This is a genomic window from Ramlibacter sp. 2FC, from assembly GCF_005503345.1.
Lineage (GTDB): Bacteria > Pseudomonadota > Gammaproteobacteria > Burkholderiales > Burkholderiaceae_C > SCMQ01.
Genome location: NZ_SCMM01000034.1, coordinates 1 through 13,393, shown reverse-complemented (window position 1 = coordinate 13,393; position 13,393 = coordinate 1). Strand labels below are relative to the sequence as shown.

Sequence of the window (13,393 nt, the reverse complement as noted above, 5' to 3'; positions counted from 1 at the left end):
GGATCAATAGGTCTGGGGCACGGGCATCAGGGTCTGCTGCATCAGGGCGCAGGGCGAGGCCTTGCCATCCGCGTCCAGGTGCACGACCTCGGCCGTGGTGATGATCAGGCGCTTGCCGGCCTTGACCACGCGCCCGCTGGCGCGCAGCTCGCCGCCCTGGAAGCTGCCCAGGAAGTTGATCTTGTATTCGGCGGTCACGACCTCCATGCCCTCGGGCGCGAGGGTCAGGCCCGCGTAGCCGGCGGCGATGTCGGCCACCGCGCCCATGGCGCCGCCGTGGAAGCCTGCCTGCTGCTGGGTCACCTTGTCGGAGTATGGCAACAGGATGTCGACCCGCCCCGGCGCCACGCGCAGCAGCCGCGCCTCGAGGTGGCGCATCATGCCCTGGCGCGCGAAGCTGTTGGCGATGCGCTGGTACAGCGCGCTGTCGGCGGTGGTGGCGTCTGTCATGGGCGGGAATCGAGTTGACGTTTACGTAAACGTCAATTATGCGCTATTTCGCCGCGCGGGTCGATGGCCTTTCCGTGCGCGCCAGCAGGGCCTTGGCCTCCTTCTCGTGCACCTTCACCTCGTCCAGCGTGGCCTGCAGGTCGGCCATCTGCTCCTCGAGCTGGCGCCGGTGCTCGGCCAGCACGACCAGGAACTTCTCGAGCTGCGGCCCGGTGTCGCGCGGGCTGTCGTACATGTCGATCAGGTCCTTGGCCTCGGTCAGCGACAGGCCCAGGCGCTTGGCGCGCAGCGTGAGCTTGAGCCGGGTACGGTCGCGCGCGCTGTAGACGCGGTTGCGCCCGCCAGGGCCGGAACGCTCGGGCTGCAGCAGCCCCATGTCCTCGTAGAAGCGCATGGCGCGCGTGGTCAGATCGAACTCCTGGGCCAGGTCGCTGATGGTGTAGGTGGTAGCCATGGGATGGGTGTTGGGGGTGCGCGCAGGTGACAGCGCCGGGCGGGCGCCACGCCTAGAATGGGTCCGGTCTTCCTGTGACGTTTACGTAAACGTTAGCTCAGGCCCGCATGCTACTCCACCCCCCTGACCGATGAACTCTGCCGAACTGGAACGCCAACTGCACTACCCCCTGGGCGATACCCTGCCGGCGCCGGGCGCCGCGCTGGAGATCGCCCCGGGCGTCAAATGGCTGCGCATGGCGCTGCCGTTCGCGCTGGACCACATCAACCTCTGGCTGCTGCGCGACGAGATCGACGGCCGCGCGGGCTGGACCGTGGTCGACTGCTGCATCGCGCGCGACGAGGCCAAGACGCAATGGGAGCAGGTCTTCGCGAACGAGCTCGAGGGCCTGCCCGTGCTGCGCGTGGTCGTGACCCACATGCACCCGGACCACATCGGCCTGGCGCACTGGCTGTGCGAGCGCTGGAGCCGGGATGGATTCGAGTGCCGCCTGTGGATCAGCGCCACCGACTACCAGGCCGCCTGCCTGGCCGCGCGAAGCACCACCGGCTTCGGCGGCGAGGGCGCGGCGCGCTTCTTCGCCCTGCACGGCCTGACCGACCCCGAGGCCTTGGCCAGCATACGCGGGCGCACGCGCTACTACCCCAACCTGGTGCCGGACCTGCCGCAGCGCTACCGCCGCCTGCTGGACGGCCAGACGCTGAGCATAGGCGGGCGCGCCTGGCGCTGCATCGCCGGCTATGGCCATGCGCCCGAGCACATGGCCCTGCACTGCGAGGACCTGAAGCTGCTGATCAGCGGCGACATGGTGCTGCCGCGCATCTCTACCAATGTGAGCGTTTACGAGCTCGAGCCCGAGGCCGACTCGCTGAGCCTGTTCCTGGCCTCGATAGACCGCTTCCTGCCCCTGGCGCCCGACACCCTGACCCTGCCCTCGCACGGCAAGCCCTTCACCGGCCTGCACCGGCGCATCGCCCAGCTGCACGAGCACCACCGCGACCGCCTGGCCGAGGTGCGTCAGGCCTGCCAGGCGCGCGCAGGCAGCGCTCACGACATGCTGCCGGTGCTGTTCAAGCGGCCGCTGGACCTGCACCAGACCACCTTCGCGATGGGCGAGTCGGTGGCGCACCTGCACGCGCTCTGGTACGCCGGCAAGCTCAAGCGCCAGCTGGACGCCGACGGCGTCTACCGTTTTTCAAACTGAAGAAATCCTGCGGCCCTCACCAGGGCGGCACCACGGCCTCGCGCAGCTGGCCGCGCCGCTCGGCGTAGTCGGGCATGACCGAGCCCACGGCGTCCCAGAAGCGCGGGCTGTGGTCCATCACGCGCAAATGGGCCAGCTCGTGCGCCACCACGTAGTCGATCACCGGCAGGCGCAGGTGCACCAGGCGCCAGTTGAGCCTGATGGAGCCGTCGGAGCGCGCGCTGCCCCAGCGCGTGCCGGCATTGGACAGGCTGAGCTTGCGCCACTGCACGCCGAGCTGGGGCGCGAAATGGTCGAGCCGTTCGGTGAACAGGCGCCGCGCCTGGCGCATCAGCCAGGCCTGGGCGGCGTCGCGTATCTGCTCGGGCGCGGCGCCGGACGGCAGGCCGATCTGCAGCGTGGGCGGCAGGCCGGGGCCGCCGGCCTGCGCCAGGGTGCCGGCCCCCGAGGCCTGGCGCGGCGCCAGCGCCAGCAGCAGCGGCTCGCCCAGATAAGGCAGCGTGGCGCCGTCGCACCAGGCGATGCGCGCCATGGCCAGCTTCTGCTGACGCTCGTGCGCCTCGCCGAGCTTGCGCAGGATCCACCCGCTCTTCTCGCGCAGCGCGGCCTCGACCTCGGGCAGCGGAGTCCAGCGCGGCGCGCTGACCACCAGGCCGTCGGGGCCGACCGAAAAGCCTATGGTGCGGCGCTGGCCGCGCCGGAAGGCGTAGGCGATGCGCGCCTCGGCCAGGGCCAGCTCGCGGTTGGCGCGCGGATGCGCGAAGCGCACCGGCGCGATCAGCGGCGCCAACGCTTCGGCCGGCGGGCCGGGCCTGGCCTCGGCCGGCGCGGACGGTGCCGCCGGTGGGACCGGTGGGGCCGGGGGATCGAACAGGTCCAGCGTGAGCTGCAGGAGCCGGCGCATGGACATCGCGGGGCTCAGCCCTGGGCCGCCTCGCTGCGGGCCGGGGCCGCGGGGCTGGCCTGAGCGTAGGCCTCGGGATCGAGGCGGTGCATCTCGGACTCTATCCAGGCCTCGACCTCGCGCATCAGCTCGTCGGACTGGCGGCCGGCGCTGGGGATCGGCTTGCCGATCGAGATATCGACCACGCCCGGGTACTTGATGAAGGCCTTGCGCGGCCAGCACCTGGCCGAGGTCACGGCGATCGGGATCACCGGCGCGCCGGTCTCGATGGCCAGGCGCGTACCGCCGTTCTTGTAGCTGCCCTTCTGGCCGCGCGGGATGCGCGTGCCCTCGGGGAACATGATCACCCAGGTACCCTGGCTCATGAGCCGCTTGCCCTGCGCCACCACCTTGTGGAAGGCCCTGGCACGCTGGCTGCGGTCGATGTGGATCATGTCCATGCGCGCCATGGCCCAGCCGAAGAAGGGCACGTAGAGCAGCTCCTTCTTGAACACATAGGCCAGCGGGTGCGGCATCAGGGTCGGCATCACGAAGGTCTCCCAGGTCGACTGGTGCTTGACCAGCAGGACCGCCGGGTCGGTGCTGCCGGTGGGCAGGTTCTCCCAGCCGGTGACGCGGTTCTTGATGCCCAGGATCGCCGTGCCGCCGGAGACCGCCACGCGCAGCCAGCCCACGCACATCCAGTACATGCGGGTGGAGCTGACGAACAGCGAGGCCAGGATCACGAAGATGGCCCAAGGCACCACGGTCACGGCCATCCAGAGCAGGTGAAGCACAGAGCGGATCAGGGGCATGTTCTAGACGTTTTCAAGTTGGCGGTTCAGGCTCGGGCACCTCTCAGGCCCCCGGCACGGGGCGCGGCGCGCGCTCGAGCGGCTCGCCGCGCGAGATCAGGTGGTCGACGAAGGCCGCCAGGTCGGCGTGCACGCGGGTCTGGGGTGGGAATTCGGGCGGCAGCGGGCGGCCGCGCAGCACGGCGGACCGCCCCGTCAACACCAGGTGGGGTTCGCAGCCAGCCGCGGCAGCGGCCTGGGCGTCGTCCGCGTTGTCGCCCACGGCCGGCACTCCCGCCAGGTCCACACCGTAGCGCTCACCGATCTGCTCGAGCAGGCCGGGCTGCGGCTTGCGGCAGCTGCAGGCCTCGTCGGGGCTGTGCGGACAGAAGAACACCGCGTCGAGGCGCCCGCCGACCGTGGCGAGCAGCTTGTGCATGCGCGTGTGAATGGCATTGAGCGACGCCACGTCGTACAGGCCGCGGCCCAGGCCCTCCAGGTTGGCCGCGACCACCACGTGGAAGCCCGCGTGGTTGAGCCGGGCGATCGCCTCCAGTGCGCCCGGCAGCGGCACCCACTCCTCGGGCGACTTGATGTATTCGTCGCCTTCGGCATTGATGGTGCCGTTGCGATCCAGGATGACGAGCTTCATGTCGGGGCTGGCTCGTTGCGGCATCAGGCGGCCAAGCGTGACAGGTCGGCCACGCGGTTCATGGCCTCGTGCAGGCTCTTGAGCAGGCCCTGGCGGTTCAGGCGCAGGTCCAGCTGCTCGGCGTTGACCATCACGTCGTCGAAGAAGGCGTCGACCGCGCCGCGCAGCGCCGCCAGGGTCTGCAGCGAGGCCGTGTAGTCGCCGGCCTCGAACTGGGCGTTGGCCTCGGGCACGAAGCGCTGCATGGCCTGGTACAGGTTCTGCTCGGCCGGCTCCTGCAGCAGCTGCGGGTTCACATGCGGGTCGACCTCGCCGGCCTTGCGCAGGATGTTGGCGATGCGCTTGTTGGCCGCGGCCAGGGCCGGGCTCTCGGGCAGGGCGGCGAAGGCGCGCACCGCGGCCAGCAGCCGGGCCACTTGGCCCAGGCGCTGCGGGCGCAGGGCCAGCACCGCGTCGACCTCCTGGGCGCTGTAGCCCTGCTCGCGCAAGGCCCCGGCGAGGCGGTCGTAGATGAAATCGGCCAGCGCGGTGTGTGCGTCGACCACGCGCTCGCCGAACACCGGCCAAGCGCCGGCCAGCAGCCCGTCCAGCTCGAGCGGCAGGTCCTTCTCGATCAGCATGCGGATCACGCCGAGCGCATGGCGGCGCAGCGCGAACGGGTCCTTGTCGCCGCTGGGCAGGTTGCCTATGCCGAACATGCCGACCAGGGTCTCGAGCTTGTCGGCCAGGGCCACGACCACGCCGGCCGCGCTGCGCGGCAGCGCATCGCCGGCGAAGCGCGGCCTGTAGTGGTCCTCGATGGCGAAGGCGATGTCCTCGGACAGGCCGTCGTGGCGCGCGTAGTAGCCGCCCATGATGCCCTGCAGCTCAGGGAACTCGCCGACCATGTCGGTTAGCAGGTCGGACTTGGCCAGCTGCGCCGCGGTGTCGGCGGCCTGGGCCAGCGCCTCGCCGCCCAGCGGCTGGGCGATGGCGCGCGCGATCGCACGCACGCGCTCGACCCGCTCGCCCTGGCTGCCGAGCTTGTTGTGGTAAACGACCCGGGACAGGCCTTCGACGCGCGAGGCCAGGGTCTTCTTGCGGTCCTGGTCGAAGAAGAACTTGGCGTCGGCCAGGCGCGGGCGCACCACGCGCTCGTTGCCGCCGACCACCGCGCTGGCGTCCTCGGGCCGGATGTTGCTGACCACCAGGAAGCGGTGGGTCAGCCGGCCCTGCGCGTCGAGCAGCGGGAAGTACTTCTGGTTGGCCTTCATGGTCAGGATCAGGCATTCCTGCGGCACCTCGAGGAACTGCGGCTCGAACTCGCAGACCAGCACGTTCGGCCGCTCGACCAGGGCCGTGACCTCGTCGAGCAAGGCCTCGTCCTCGATGGCGCGCACGCCACCGCCTAGCCGCGCAGCGGCCTCGGCCAGCTGGCTCACGATCTCGGCGCGGCGCGCCTCGAAGCCGGCGATCACCGCGCCGTCCCGCGCCAGGGTCTCGGCGTAATGGTCGGCATGCTCGATCACCACCGGCGAGACGGCGGCCTCGAAGCGGTGGCCCTGGGTGCTGCGCCCGGCCGTCAGGCCCAGCGCCTTGAGCGGCACCACGGTGCTGCCGTGCAGCGCGACCAGGCCATGCGCCGGGCGCACGAAATGCACGCTGCTCCAGCCGGGCAGCTCGCAGTCGCTCTCGAGCTGGTAGCTCATGAGCTTGGGGATGGGCAGCAGGCGGATTGCCTCGTCCAGCGCCTTCTGCAGGCCGGTGTCCAGCGTGGCGCCGGTGACCAGGCTGTCGTAGAACAGGGCTTCGGCCTTGCCGTCCGGCGCGCGCTTGAGCGCGGCCACGGCGGCGGCGGGGTCGGAAACATCGGCCCCCAGCGCCGCGAGCTTCTTGAGCAGGGCCGGCGTGGCCTGGCCTTCGGTGTTCAGGCCCACGCTGACCGGCATCAGTTTTTGCTGCACGGCCTTGTCGGCGGCCTTGAGCCAGACATGGCTGACGTGGGCGGCCAGGCGGCGCGGCGAGGCGTAGGCCGTGACCAGGGAGTCTTCCGAAGCCAGGCCCTGGGCGCGCAGCTGATCGGCCAGCGCGCCGGCGAAGGCCTCGCCCAGCTTCTTCAGCGCCTTGGGCGGCAGCTCTTCGACAAACAGTTCAACGAGGAGATTTTGTGTCGTCATGGTGATGCTCTGCCCTCGCCTTCAGGCCGCCTTCTTGGGGATTTGCGCGACCCACTCGCGCGGCGCCATCGGAAAGCCCAGGCGCTCGCGGCTGTCGTAGTAGCTTTGCGCGACGCTGCGCGCGAGGTTGCGGATGCGGCCTATGTAGGCGGCGCGCTCGGTCACGCTGATCGCGCCGCGCGCGTCCAGCAGGTTGAAGCTGTGGGCGGCCTTGAGCACCTGCTCGTAGGCCGGCAGCGCCAGCTGCTGCGTCATCAGGTGCTGGGCCTGCTTCTCGTGCGCGCCGAAGGCGGTGAACAGGAAGTCGGCGTCGGAATGCTCGAAGTTGTAGGTGGACTGCTCGACCTCGTTCTGGTGGTAGACGTCGCCGTAGAGGAGCTTGCCCCCACGCTCGCCCACTGCGTGTGACTCGCCGCCCCCCGGGGGGGCTGGGTCAGCTTGGGAGCGGCCCGGCGCGGACCCGGTGTCGGTCCACACCAGGTTGTAGACGTTGTCCACGCCCTGCAGGTACATGGCCAGGCGCTCCAGGCCATAGGTGATCTCACCGGTAATGGGCTTACAGTCGATGCCGCCGACCTGCTGGAAATAGGTGAACTGGGTCACCTCCATGCCGTTCAGCCAGACCTCCCAGCCCAGGCCCCAGGCGCCCAGCGTGGGGTTCTCCCAGTCGTCCTCGACGAAGCGGATGTCGTTCTTCTTCAAGTCGAAGCCCAGCGCCTCAAGCGAGCCGAGGTAGAGCTCGAGGATGTTGCTGGGCGCGGGCTTGAGCACCACCTGGTACTGGTAGTAATGCTGCAGGCGGTTCGGGTTCTGGCCGTAGCGCCCGTCCTTGGGGCGGCGGCTGGGCTGCACGTAGGCGGCCTTCCAGGGCTCGGGGCCCAGGGCGCGCAGGAAGGTGGCCGTGTGCGAGGTCCCCGCACCGACCTCCATGTCGTAGGGCTGGAGCAGCGCGCAGCCCTGCGCGTCCCAGTAGGACTGCAGCTTGAGGATGATTTGTTGGAACGTGAGCATAGCTTCGTGGCCCCCGGGGGCGGGCCCGGAAATGGGTTGGCGCGCCAGGCGGTCGCGCAAACCGTCGATTTTACGGGGCCGCCGCCCTTTCAGCGGCGCCGCAGGCGCGCCGCCAGCATCGCCGCGGCGACCAGGGCCAGGGCCAGCCCCCACAAGGGCCACAGGCCCAGGCGCGAAACCCAGCGGGCATAGGGCGTGAGGCCGCTGCGGCCCTCGTATTCGCCGATCAGCACGCCGCGGGTGTGGCGCGGCAGGCTGTGCGTGACCCGGCCGCGGTGGTCGATGATGGCCGTGGCACCGGTGTTGGTGGCGCGCAGCATAGGGCGTTCGAATTCCAGGGCGCGCATGCGCGAGATCTGCAGGTGCTGGTCGATCGCCACGGTGTTGCCGAACCAGGCGATGTTGCTGAGGTTGACCATGGCGGTAGGTGCGCTCGCGCCGTCGGCAAAGCGCGCGCCGAGCTCCTCGCCGAACAGGTCCTCGTAGCAGACGTTGGGCGCCAGGCGCTGGCCGCCCCAGTCCATGGAGCGCTGGCCGACCGCGCCGCGGTCGAAGTCGCCCAGCGGGATGTTCATCATGCTCGTGAACCAGCGGAATCCGGGCGGGATGAATTCGCCGAACGGCACCAGGTGGTGCTTGTCGTAGCGGTAGGGCGAGGACGCGCCGGGTTGCAGGCCCACGGCCGAATTGGTGTAGCCGCTGCCGGCCTCGCCGCCCAGCGGCGCGCCGATCAGGGCGGCCTGGCCGCCCCGGCCACCGGCCTCGGCGCGGCCGTAGCGCGCCTGCAGCGCCGCCCAGTAGCCCGGCGGCATCTGGCGCGGCAGCAAGGGCACGGCGGTCTCGGGCGCCACGACCAGGGGGGCGCTGGCCACGCGCAGCTGCTCGCCGTACCAGCGCAGCGCGTCGCCCACGCCGGTGCCGGGCTGGAATTTCTCGTCCTGCGGGATGTTGCCCTGCAACAGGGCCACGCCCTGGCGGCCGGCGGGTTCGGAGAAGCTCAGCCCGCCGTACTGGGCCGCCAGCGGCAGGCCCAGGACAGCGGCCAGCGCCAGCCGCCGCCCCCAGCCGGACTGCGGCAGCTGCGGCAGCTGCCAGGCCATCCAGGCCGCCACGGCGCCTATGCCGTAGACCCCGACCCAGGGGGCGTAGCCGGCCAGCGGACCTTCGACATGGGCATAGCCGCCCGCGCCCCATGGAAAGCCGGTCAGCCAGCGGCCGCGCGCCAGTTCGGCCAGGGTCCACAGGGCCGCGAACACCAGGCCGGCGCCGCTGCGGCCGACCAGGTCGCGCGCCTTGAACAGCATCAGGAAGGCCGCGCAGGCCGCGCCGTAGTAGAGCGCCAGCGCGGCCGCCAGGGCCAGCACGGCCAGCGCCGCCAGCGGCGCCGCCAGGCCGCCGTAGGTATGCATGGAGATGTACAGCCACCAGAAGCTGCCGGCCAGCCAGCCGCAGGCGAACAGCCAGCCCAGCCAGGCGCCGCGCTGCCAGGCGGGGCGCGGGTCCAGGTCCAGCCAGGTGCTGCTGCTCCAGGACAGCTCGCGCTCGGCGCAGCGGCCGAGCTGCCAGGCCAGTGCCGTGAGGCTCAGGAGCTGCAGCCACCACAGCGGCTGGCCGTTCCAGGGCGCCGCCACCGAGACGGCCTGCGCCAGGCCGGCCAGCAGCACCACGAGCGAAGGGGGGATGCGCCGACGCAGGCGCATCAGCCGTCCGCCCCCTGCCCGGCCGGCGAGACCTTGAACCAGCGCACGGCGCCGCCCTTGGTGTGCAGCACGACGAATTTCAGGCCGGCCTGCACATGCTGCTCGCCGCGCCGGGGCACATGGCCCATGGCGTGCGCGATCAGGCCGCCTATGGTGTCGAAGTGGGTGTCGAAGGCGCGGTCGCCCGCGCTGTCCGGGTCGCTGGCCAGCTGGATGCCGAAGGCCTCGTTGACGCGCTCGATCGGCGTGTCGCCGCTGACGCGGTAGGTTTGATCGGCCAGGCCGAAGATGTCGCCCTGGTCGGCCGCGATGTCGAACTCGTCCTCGATCTCGCCGACGATCTGCTCGAGCACGTCCTCGATCGTGATCAGGCCCGCGGTGCGGCCGAACTCGTCGATCACCATGGCCAGGTGGTTGCGGTTGCCGCGGAACTCGCGCAGCAGGTCGTTCAGGCCCTTGCTCTCGGGCACGAAAACCGCGGGGCGCAGCAGGGCTCGTATGTTGAGCTCGGGCGCGCGCTGCAGCTTGAGCAGGTCCTTGGCCAGCAGGATGCCGATGACGTTCTCGCGGTCGCCCTCGTAGACCGGAAAGCGCGAGTGCGCGGTCTCGATCACCAGGTGCAGCAGCGCGTCGAAGGGCGCATCGATGTCGATCAGGTCCATGCGCGGCGCCGCCACCATGACGTCGCCCGCGGTCATCTCGGCCATGCGGATCACGCCTTCGAGCATGACGCGGCTCTCGGCGTTGATGATTTGGTTGTCCTCGGCCTCGGCCAGGGTCTCGATCAGCTCATCGGTCGAGTCCGGTCCGGGATGGATGAACTCGGCCAGCTTTTGCAGAAAGGTGCGCTTGTCCTCGCGTTCGGCGTGACGCGCAGGGTGGGGGTCGGACACGGTCTTGGGGTGCAGGACCTGCAGTGGTTGAACAGACCCTCAAGGATAGCGGATTGGCGTGACAGCTCATGGCCGGCTCAGCGGCCCGACTTGTGGCGCGCGTCGCGCACGCCCTGGCGCACCTCCTGCACGCCGGCCAGGAAGTCGCGGAACTGCTTGGCCTGGGCCTTGAGCCGGTAGTCGAGCTCGGCCAGCCGCTCCTCGACCAGCTCGGTCACGCGCGTGTCCAGCGTGGCCGCGGGCAGCTTGAGGTAGGCCTCGCTCTCCGAGCCGTCACGCTCCACCGTGGCGCCGGCATGGCGCGCGATCTTGAGCATGGCCGTGTTCTCGCTCAGCGCGTGGATGAAGAGCATGTGCACGCCCTCGTTGCGCGCGTGCACCACGGCGCGCTCGAACAGGCGGGTCCCGTAACCGCGTCCGCGCGCCTTCCTGAGCACCGAAACGCCGAACTCGGCGCAGGAGGCGAACTGCGGGTCGAGCGAGAACGCCAGGTGGGCCATGGCGATGAGCTCCAGGCGCCGGTTGTAGATGCCGAAGATCTCGTCGCGCTCGAAGTTCAGACCCTCGCAGTAGCGACGGATATGCTCGTCGGTGGCCGGGTAGCCGAAGCGCAGGTAGCGGTCCTGGGCGTCGAGCGCGAGCAGGTGGCGCGCGATGCGTTCGCGGTGCCGGGGCCCGATGGCGCGGATCGGCACGATCGCGGGCGCCGTGCCCTGCGGCCGGAACCAGCCGCGCACGGCGTCCAGCAGCTCGGTCAATAGGTTCTTGGCGTCGCCCATGGACAGGAATATACGGGTTTTCCCCGAGTCCGGCACGTGAAAGCCCCAGGCTGTCAGACCGGCATGGCGGTGGTCGCCTTGACCCGGTCCATCACGAAGCTGGTCTTGCAGTCCTGCACGCTGGGGTGCTTGAGCAGGGTGTCCATCATGAAACGCGCATAGGCCGCCATGTCGGCCACCACCAGGCGCAGCAGGAAATCCATCTCGCCGGTCAGGGCCGCGCACTCGACGACCTCGGGCCAGCCCTGCACGCTGGCGCGAAACAGGTCCATGGGGTTGCGCTTGGCGCTTTCGGCGAGCTTCTCCAGCCGCACGTTGATGTAGGCGGTCAGGCCCAGGCCCACGGCCTCGGGCTTGACCAGGGCCACGTAGCGGTCGATCACGCCGGCGGCCTCAAGCTGCCGGACACGGCGCAGCACGGCACTCGGCGAGAGCCCCACGGCCTCGGCGATCTGGTCGTAGGTGGCGCGTCCGTCCGCCTGCAGAATGCGCAGAATCTGCCCATCAAGCTTGTCCAATGACTTCATATTGGAAATTTTGCAGTTTTCATGCGCTCAAGGCAAATCAAGCACCGCAAATTGCAGGAAAACTGAGGGCCTGCGGCCCTACAGTGGCGCATCACTTCACGAGAACCGCCATGAACGCATCACTGCCGCCATCCGTCGCCGCCAGCAGCTCCACCTGGGAGAACCCCATGGGCACAGACGGCTTCGAGTTCATCGAATATGCCGCCCCGGACCCGGTCGCCATGGGCCAGCTGTTCGAGCGCATGGGCTTTCGCGCCATCGCCAGGCACCGCCACAAGGCCGTCACGCTGTACCGCCAGGGCGGCATCAACTTCATCCTGAACGCCGAGCCGGACTCCTTCGCCCAGCGCTTCGCGCGCCTGCACGGGCCCAGCATCTGCGCGATCGCCTTCCGGGTGCAGGACGCCAAGGCCGCCTACGAGCGCGCGCTGGCGCTGGGCGCCTGGGGCTACGCGGGCCACGCCGGCCCGGGCGAGCTCAACATCCCGGCCATCAAGGGCATTGGCGACAGCCTGATCTACCTGGTGGACCGCTGGCGCGGCAAGAACAGCGCGCTGCCCGGCGACATCGGCAACATCGGCTTCTACGACGTGGACTTCGAGCCCCTGCCGGGTGTCAGCGGCGCCGAGGCCCTGAACCCCGAGGGCCATGGCCTGACCTACATCGACCACCTGACGCACAACGTGCACCGCGGCCGCATGGGCGAGTGGGCCGAGTTCTACGAGCGCATCTTCAACTTCCGCGAAATCCGCTACTTCGACCTCGAAGGCCAGGTGACGGGCGTCAAGAGCAAGGCCATGACCAGCCCCTGCGGCAGGATCCGCATCCCGATCAACGAGGAAGGCAAGGACCAGGCCGGCCAGATCCAGGAGTACCTGGACCGCTACCACGGCGAGGGCATACAGCACATCGCACTGGGCTCGAACGACCTGATCGCCACCGTGGACGCGCTGCAGCTGGACGGCATCAAGCTGCTGAGCACCAGCGACAGCTACTACGAGCTGCTCGACAAGCGCATCCCCGGCCATAGCGAGGACGTGGCCGCGCTGCAGCAGCGCAACATCCTGGTGGACGGCCAGCCGGGCGCCCTGCTGCTGCAGATCTTCAGCGAGAACCAGCTGGGCCCGATCTTCTTCGAGTTCATCCAGCGCAAGGGCAACGAGGGCTTCGGCGAAGGCAATTTCAAGGCCTTGTTCGAATCCATGGAGCTCGACCAGATGCGCCGCGGCGTGCTGGCGCAGCAGGCAGGCTGAGCGGCCCTGGCCACCTCAGGCCGCGCCATCGAAGCGATCCTGGCGGATCGCCTCCAGCGTGGCCTCGATGACCTGCGGGCACAGGGCCAGCGCCACATGCGGCAGGCCGGGCACCAGGCGGTTGCGCGCACCCTGCAGCATGGCGCTGGCGTAGGGCAGCACCACGTTGTCGCAGTCGGAATACCAGCAGGTGAACCGTGCCGCGCGCGCGGGCGGTTCCTGGCTCGCCAGCTCGGCCAGCCAGGCGCTGCCCAGCTGCATCTGACGCGCATTGACCGCGGCACTGAAATGGCCCAGCCAGGTGCCTCGGTGCGGCGTGGCGATGGTGACCACATGGTGCACGCGCCGCTCGGCCCCCGGCAGGCGCAGCCAGGCCCGCGCGGCCAGCCCGCCCATGCTGTGGCAGACCAGCACGGGTGGCAGGCCGGTGGCGACGCTCACGCGCGCCACGGCGTCCTCGATCTGCGTCACATAGGCGTCTATGCTGCCGAACACCGGCTCGAGGTTGAGCGCGAGGAATACCCGGCCCTCGGCGCGCAATCGGCGCAGCCACGGGTTCCACAGCCCGCGGTTGCAGGCGAAACCATGAACCAGCACCACGCCGCGCCGCCCCTCCCCGCCCGGCCCGGCCTGCAAC

General features: G+C 70.0%; 14 protein-coding genes. 2 read left to right on the top strand and 12 right to left on the bottom strand.

Annotated features, from left to right (window positions below):
* Nucleotides 1-3: 3 nt before the first annotated feature.
* Both FFS10_RS14995 and FFS10_RS14990 read right to left on the bottom strand, forming a co-directional pair.
* The gene (locus tag FFS10_RS14995) at nt 4-450 is read right to left on the bottom strand and encodes a PaaI family thioesterase (protein WP_137895282.1); all 447 of its coding nucleotides are present in this window, start codon (nt 448-450) and stop codon (nt 4-6) included.
* A gap of 43 nt (nt 451-493) precedes the next feature.
* Nucleotides 494-904, bottom strand: coding sequence for a MerR family transcriptional regulator (locus FFS10_RS14990; RefSeq protein ID WP_137895281.1), 411 nt, complete (start codon nt 902-904; stop codon nt 494-496).
* 130 nt (nt 905-1,034) lie between these two features.
* On the opposite strand from FFS10_RS14990, the gene FFS10_RS14985 reads away from it, so the two are divergent.
* Entirely contained in the window at nt 1,035-2,108 is a 1,074-nt protein-coding gene (locus FFS10_RS14985) for an MBL fold metallo-hydrolase (RefSeq protein WP_137895280.1), read from the top strand.
* Nucleotides 2,109-2,124: 16 nt separating this feature from the next.
* Here the strand turns inward: FFS10_RS14985 and FFS10_RS14980 are convergent, their stop codons facing one another.
* From FFS10_RS14980 to FFS10_RS14940, 9 genes are all read right to left on the bottom strand, one after another.
* Nucleotides 2,125-3,012 (bottom strand): M48 family metallopeptidase, encoded by an 888-nt coding sequence (locus tag FFS10_RS14980; protein ID WP_137895279.1) that lies wholly within the window; start codon nt 3,010-3,012, stop codon nt 2,125-2,127.
* A 14-nt stretch (nt 3,013-3,026) separates the two neighbouring features.
* Nucleotides 3,027-3,806 carry a lysophospholipid acyltransferase family protein gene (locus FFS10_RS14975; RefSeq protein WP_137895278.1) on the bottom strand — a complete coding sequence of 260 codons (780 nt, stop codon included), beginning with the start codon at nt 3,804-3,806 and terminating at the stop codon, nt 3,027-3,029.
* A 43-nt stretch (nt 3,807-3,849) separates the two neighbouring features.
* Nucleotides 3,850-4,437 carry a D-glycero-beta-D-manno-heptose 1,7-bisphosphate 7-phosphatase gene (gmhB, locus tag FFS10_RS14970; protein ID WP_137895277.1) on the bottom strand — a complete coding sequence of 196 codons (588 nt, stop codon included), beginning with the start codon at nt 4,435-4,437 and terminating at the stop codon, nt 3,850-3,852.
* A 23-nt stretch (nt 4,438-4,460) separates the two neighbouring features.
* Nucleotides 4,461-6,593 carry a glycine--tRNA ligase subunit beta gene (gene glyS / locus FFS10_RS14965; protein WP_137895276.1) on the bottom strand — a complete coding sequence of 711 codons (2,133 nt, stop codon included), beginning with the start codon at nt 6,591-6,593 and terminating at the stop codon, nt 4,461-4,463.
* Nucleotides 6,594-6,614: 21 nt separating this feature from the next.
* Nucleotides 6,615-7,604, bottom strand: coding sequence for a glycine--tRNA ligase subunit alpha (glyQ, locus tag FFS10_RS14960; protein ID WP_137895275.1), 990 nt, complete (start codon nt 7,602-7,604; stop codon nt 6,615-6,617).
* Nucleotides 7,605-7,693: 89 nt separating this feature from the next.
* Entirely contained in the window at nt 7,694-9,304 is a 1,611-nt protein-coding gene (gene lnt / locus FFS10_RS14955; RefSeq protein ID WP_137895274.1) for an apolipoprotein N-acyltransferase, read from the bottom strand.
* Nucleotides 9,304-10,197 carry a CorC family transporter gene (locus FFS10_RS14950; protein ID WP_137895273.1) on the bottom strand — a complete coding sequence of 298 codons (894 nt, stop codon included), beginning with the start codon at nt 10,195-10,197 and terminating at the stop codon, nt 9,304-9,306. The genes lnt and FFS10_RS14950 overlap by 1 nt, the downstream gene beginning before the upstream one ends.
* A 77-nt stretch (nt 10,198-10,274) precedes the next feature.
* Complete coding sequence (locus FFS10_RS14945) at nt 10,275-10,976, bottom strand: GNAT family N-acetyltransferase (protein WP_137895272.1); 702 nt, start codon at nt 10,974-10,976, stop codon at nt 10,275-10,277.
* A 53-nt stretch (nt 10,977-11,029) separates the two neighbouring features.
* Nucleotides 11,030-11,503, bottom strand: a complete 474-nt coding sequence (locus FFS10_RS14940) for an Lrp/AsnC family transcriptional regulator (RefSeq protein WP_137895271.1) — start codon at nt 11,501-11,503, stop codon at nt 11,030-11,032.
* Between the two features lie 110 nt (nt 11,504-11,613).
* On the opposite strand from FFS10_RS14940, the gene hppD reads away from it, so the two are divergent.
* Entirely contained in the window at nt 11,614-12,756 is a 1,143-nt protein-coding gene (hppD, locus tag FFS10_RS14935) for a 4-hydroxyphenylpyruvate dioxygenase (RefSeq protein WP_137895270.1), read from the top strand.
* A gap of 15 nt (nt 12,757-12,771) precedes the next feature.
* Here hppD and FFS10_RS14930 read toward each other — a convergent pair.
* On the bottom strand, nt 12,772-13,393 hold a 622-nt coding region (locus tag FFS10_RS14930; RefSeq protein ID WP_137895269.1), incomplete at its 5' end, for an esterase/lipase family protein.

Excerpts from the sequence above, each read along its gene's own strand:
- FFS10_RS14995 (WP_137895282.1), bottom strand. The coding sequence starts at position 450 with ATGACAGACGCCACCACCGCCGACAGCGCGCTGTACCAGCGCATCGCC.
- FFS10_RS14990 (WP_137895281.1), bottom strand. The coding sequence starts at position 904 with ATGGCTACCACCTACACCATCAGCGACCTGGCCCAGGAGTTCGATCTG.
- FFS10_RS14985 (WP_137895280.1), top strand. The coding sequence starts at position 1,035 with ATGAACTCTGCCGAACTGGAACGCCAACTGCACTACCCCCTGGGCGAT.
- FFS10_RS14980 (WP_137895279.1), bottom strand. The coding sequence starts at position 3,012 with ATGCGCCGGCTCCTGCAGCTCACGCTGGACCTGTTCGATCCCCCGGCC.
- FFS10_RS14975 (WP_137895278.1), bottom strand. The coding sequence starts at position 3,806 with ATGCCCCTGATCCGCTCTGTGCTTCACCTGCTCTGGATGGCCGTGACC.
- gmhB (WP_137895277.1), bottom strand. The coding sequence starts at position 4,437 with ATGAAGCTCGTCATCCTGGATCGCAACGGCACCATCAATGCCGAAGGC.
- glyS (WP_137895276.1), bottom strand. The coding sequence starts at position 6,593 with ATGACGACACAAAATCTCCTCGTTGAACTGTTTGTCGAAGAGCTGCCG.
- glyQ (WP_137895275.1), bottom strand. The coding sequence starts at position 7,604 with ATGCTCACGTTCCAACAAATCATCCTCAAGCTGCAGTCCTACTGGGAC.
- lnt (WP_137895274.1), bottom strand. The coding sequence starts at position 9,304 with ATGCGCCTGCGTCGGCGCATCCCCCCTTCGCTCGTGGTGCTGCTGGCC.
- FFS10_RS14945 (WP_137895272.1), bottom strand. The coding sequence starts at position 10,976 with ATGGGCGACGCCAAGAACCTATTGACCGAGCTGCTGGACGCCGTGCGC.
- FFS10_RS14940 (WP_137895271.1), bottom strand. The coding sequence starts at position 11,503 with ATGAAGTCATTGGACAAGCTTGATGGGCAGATTCTGCGCATTCTGCAG.
- hppD (WP_137895270.1), top strand. The coding sequence starts at position 11,614 with ATGAACGCATCACTGCCGCCATCCGTCGCCGCCAGCAGCTCCACCTGG.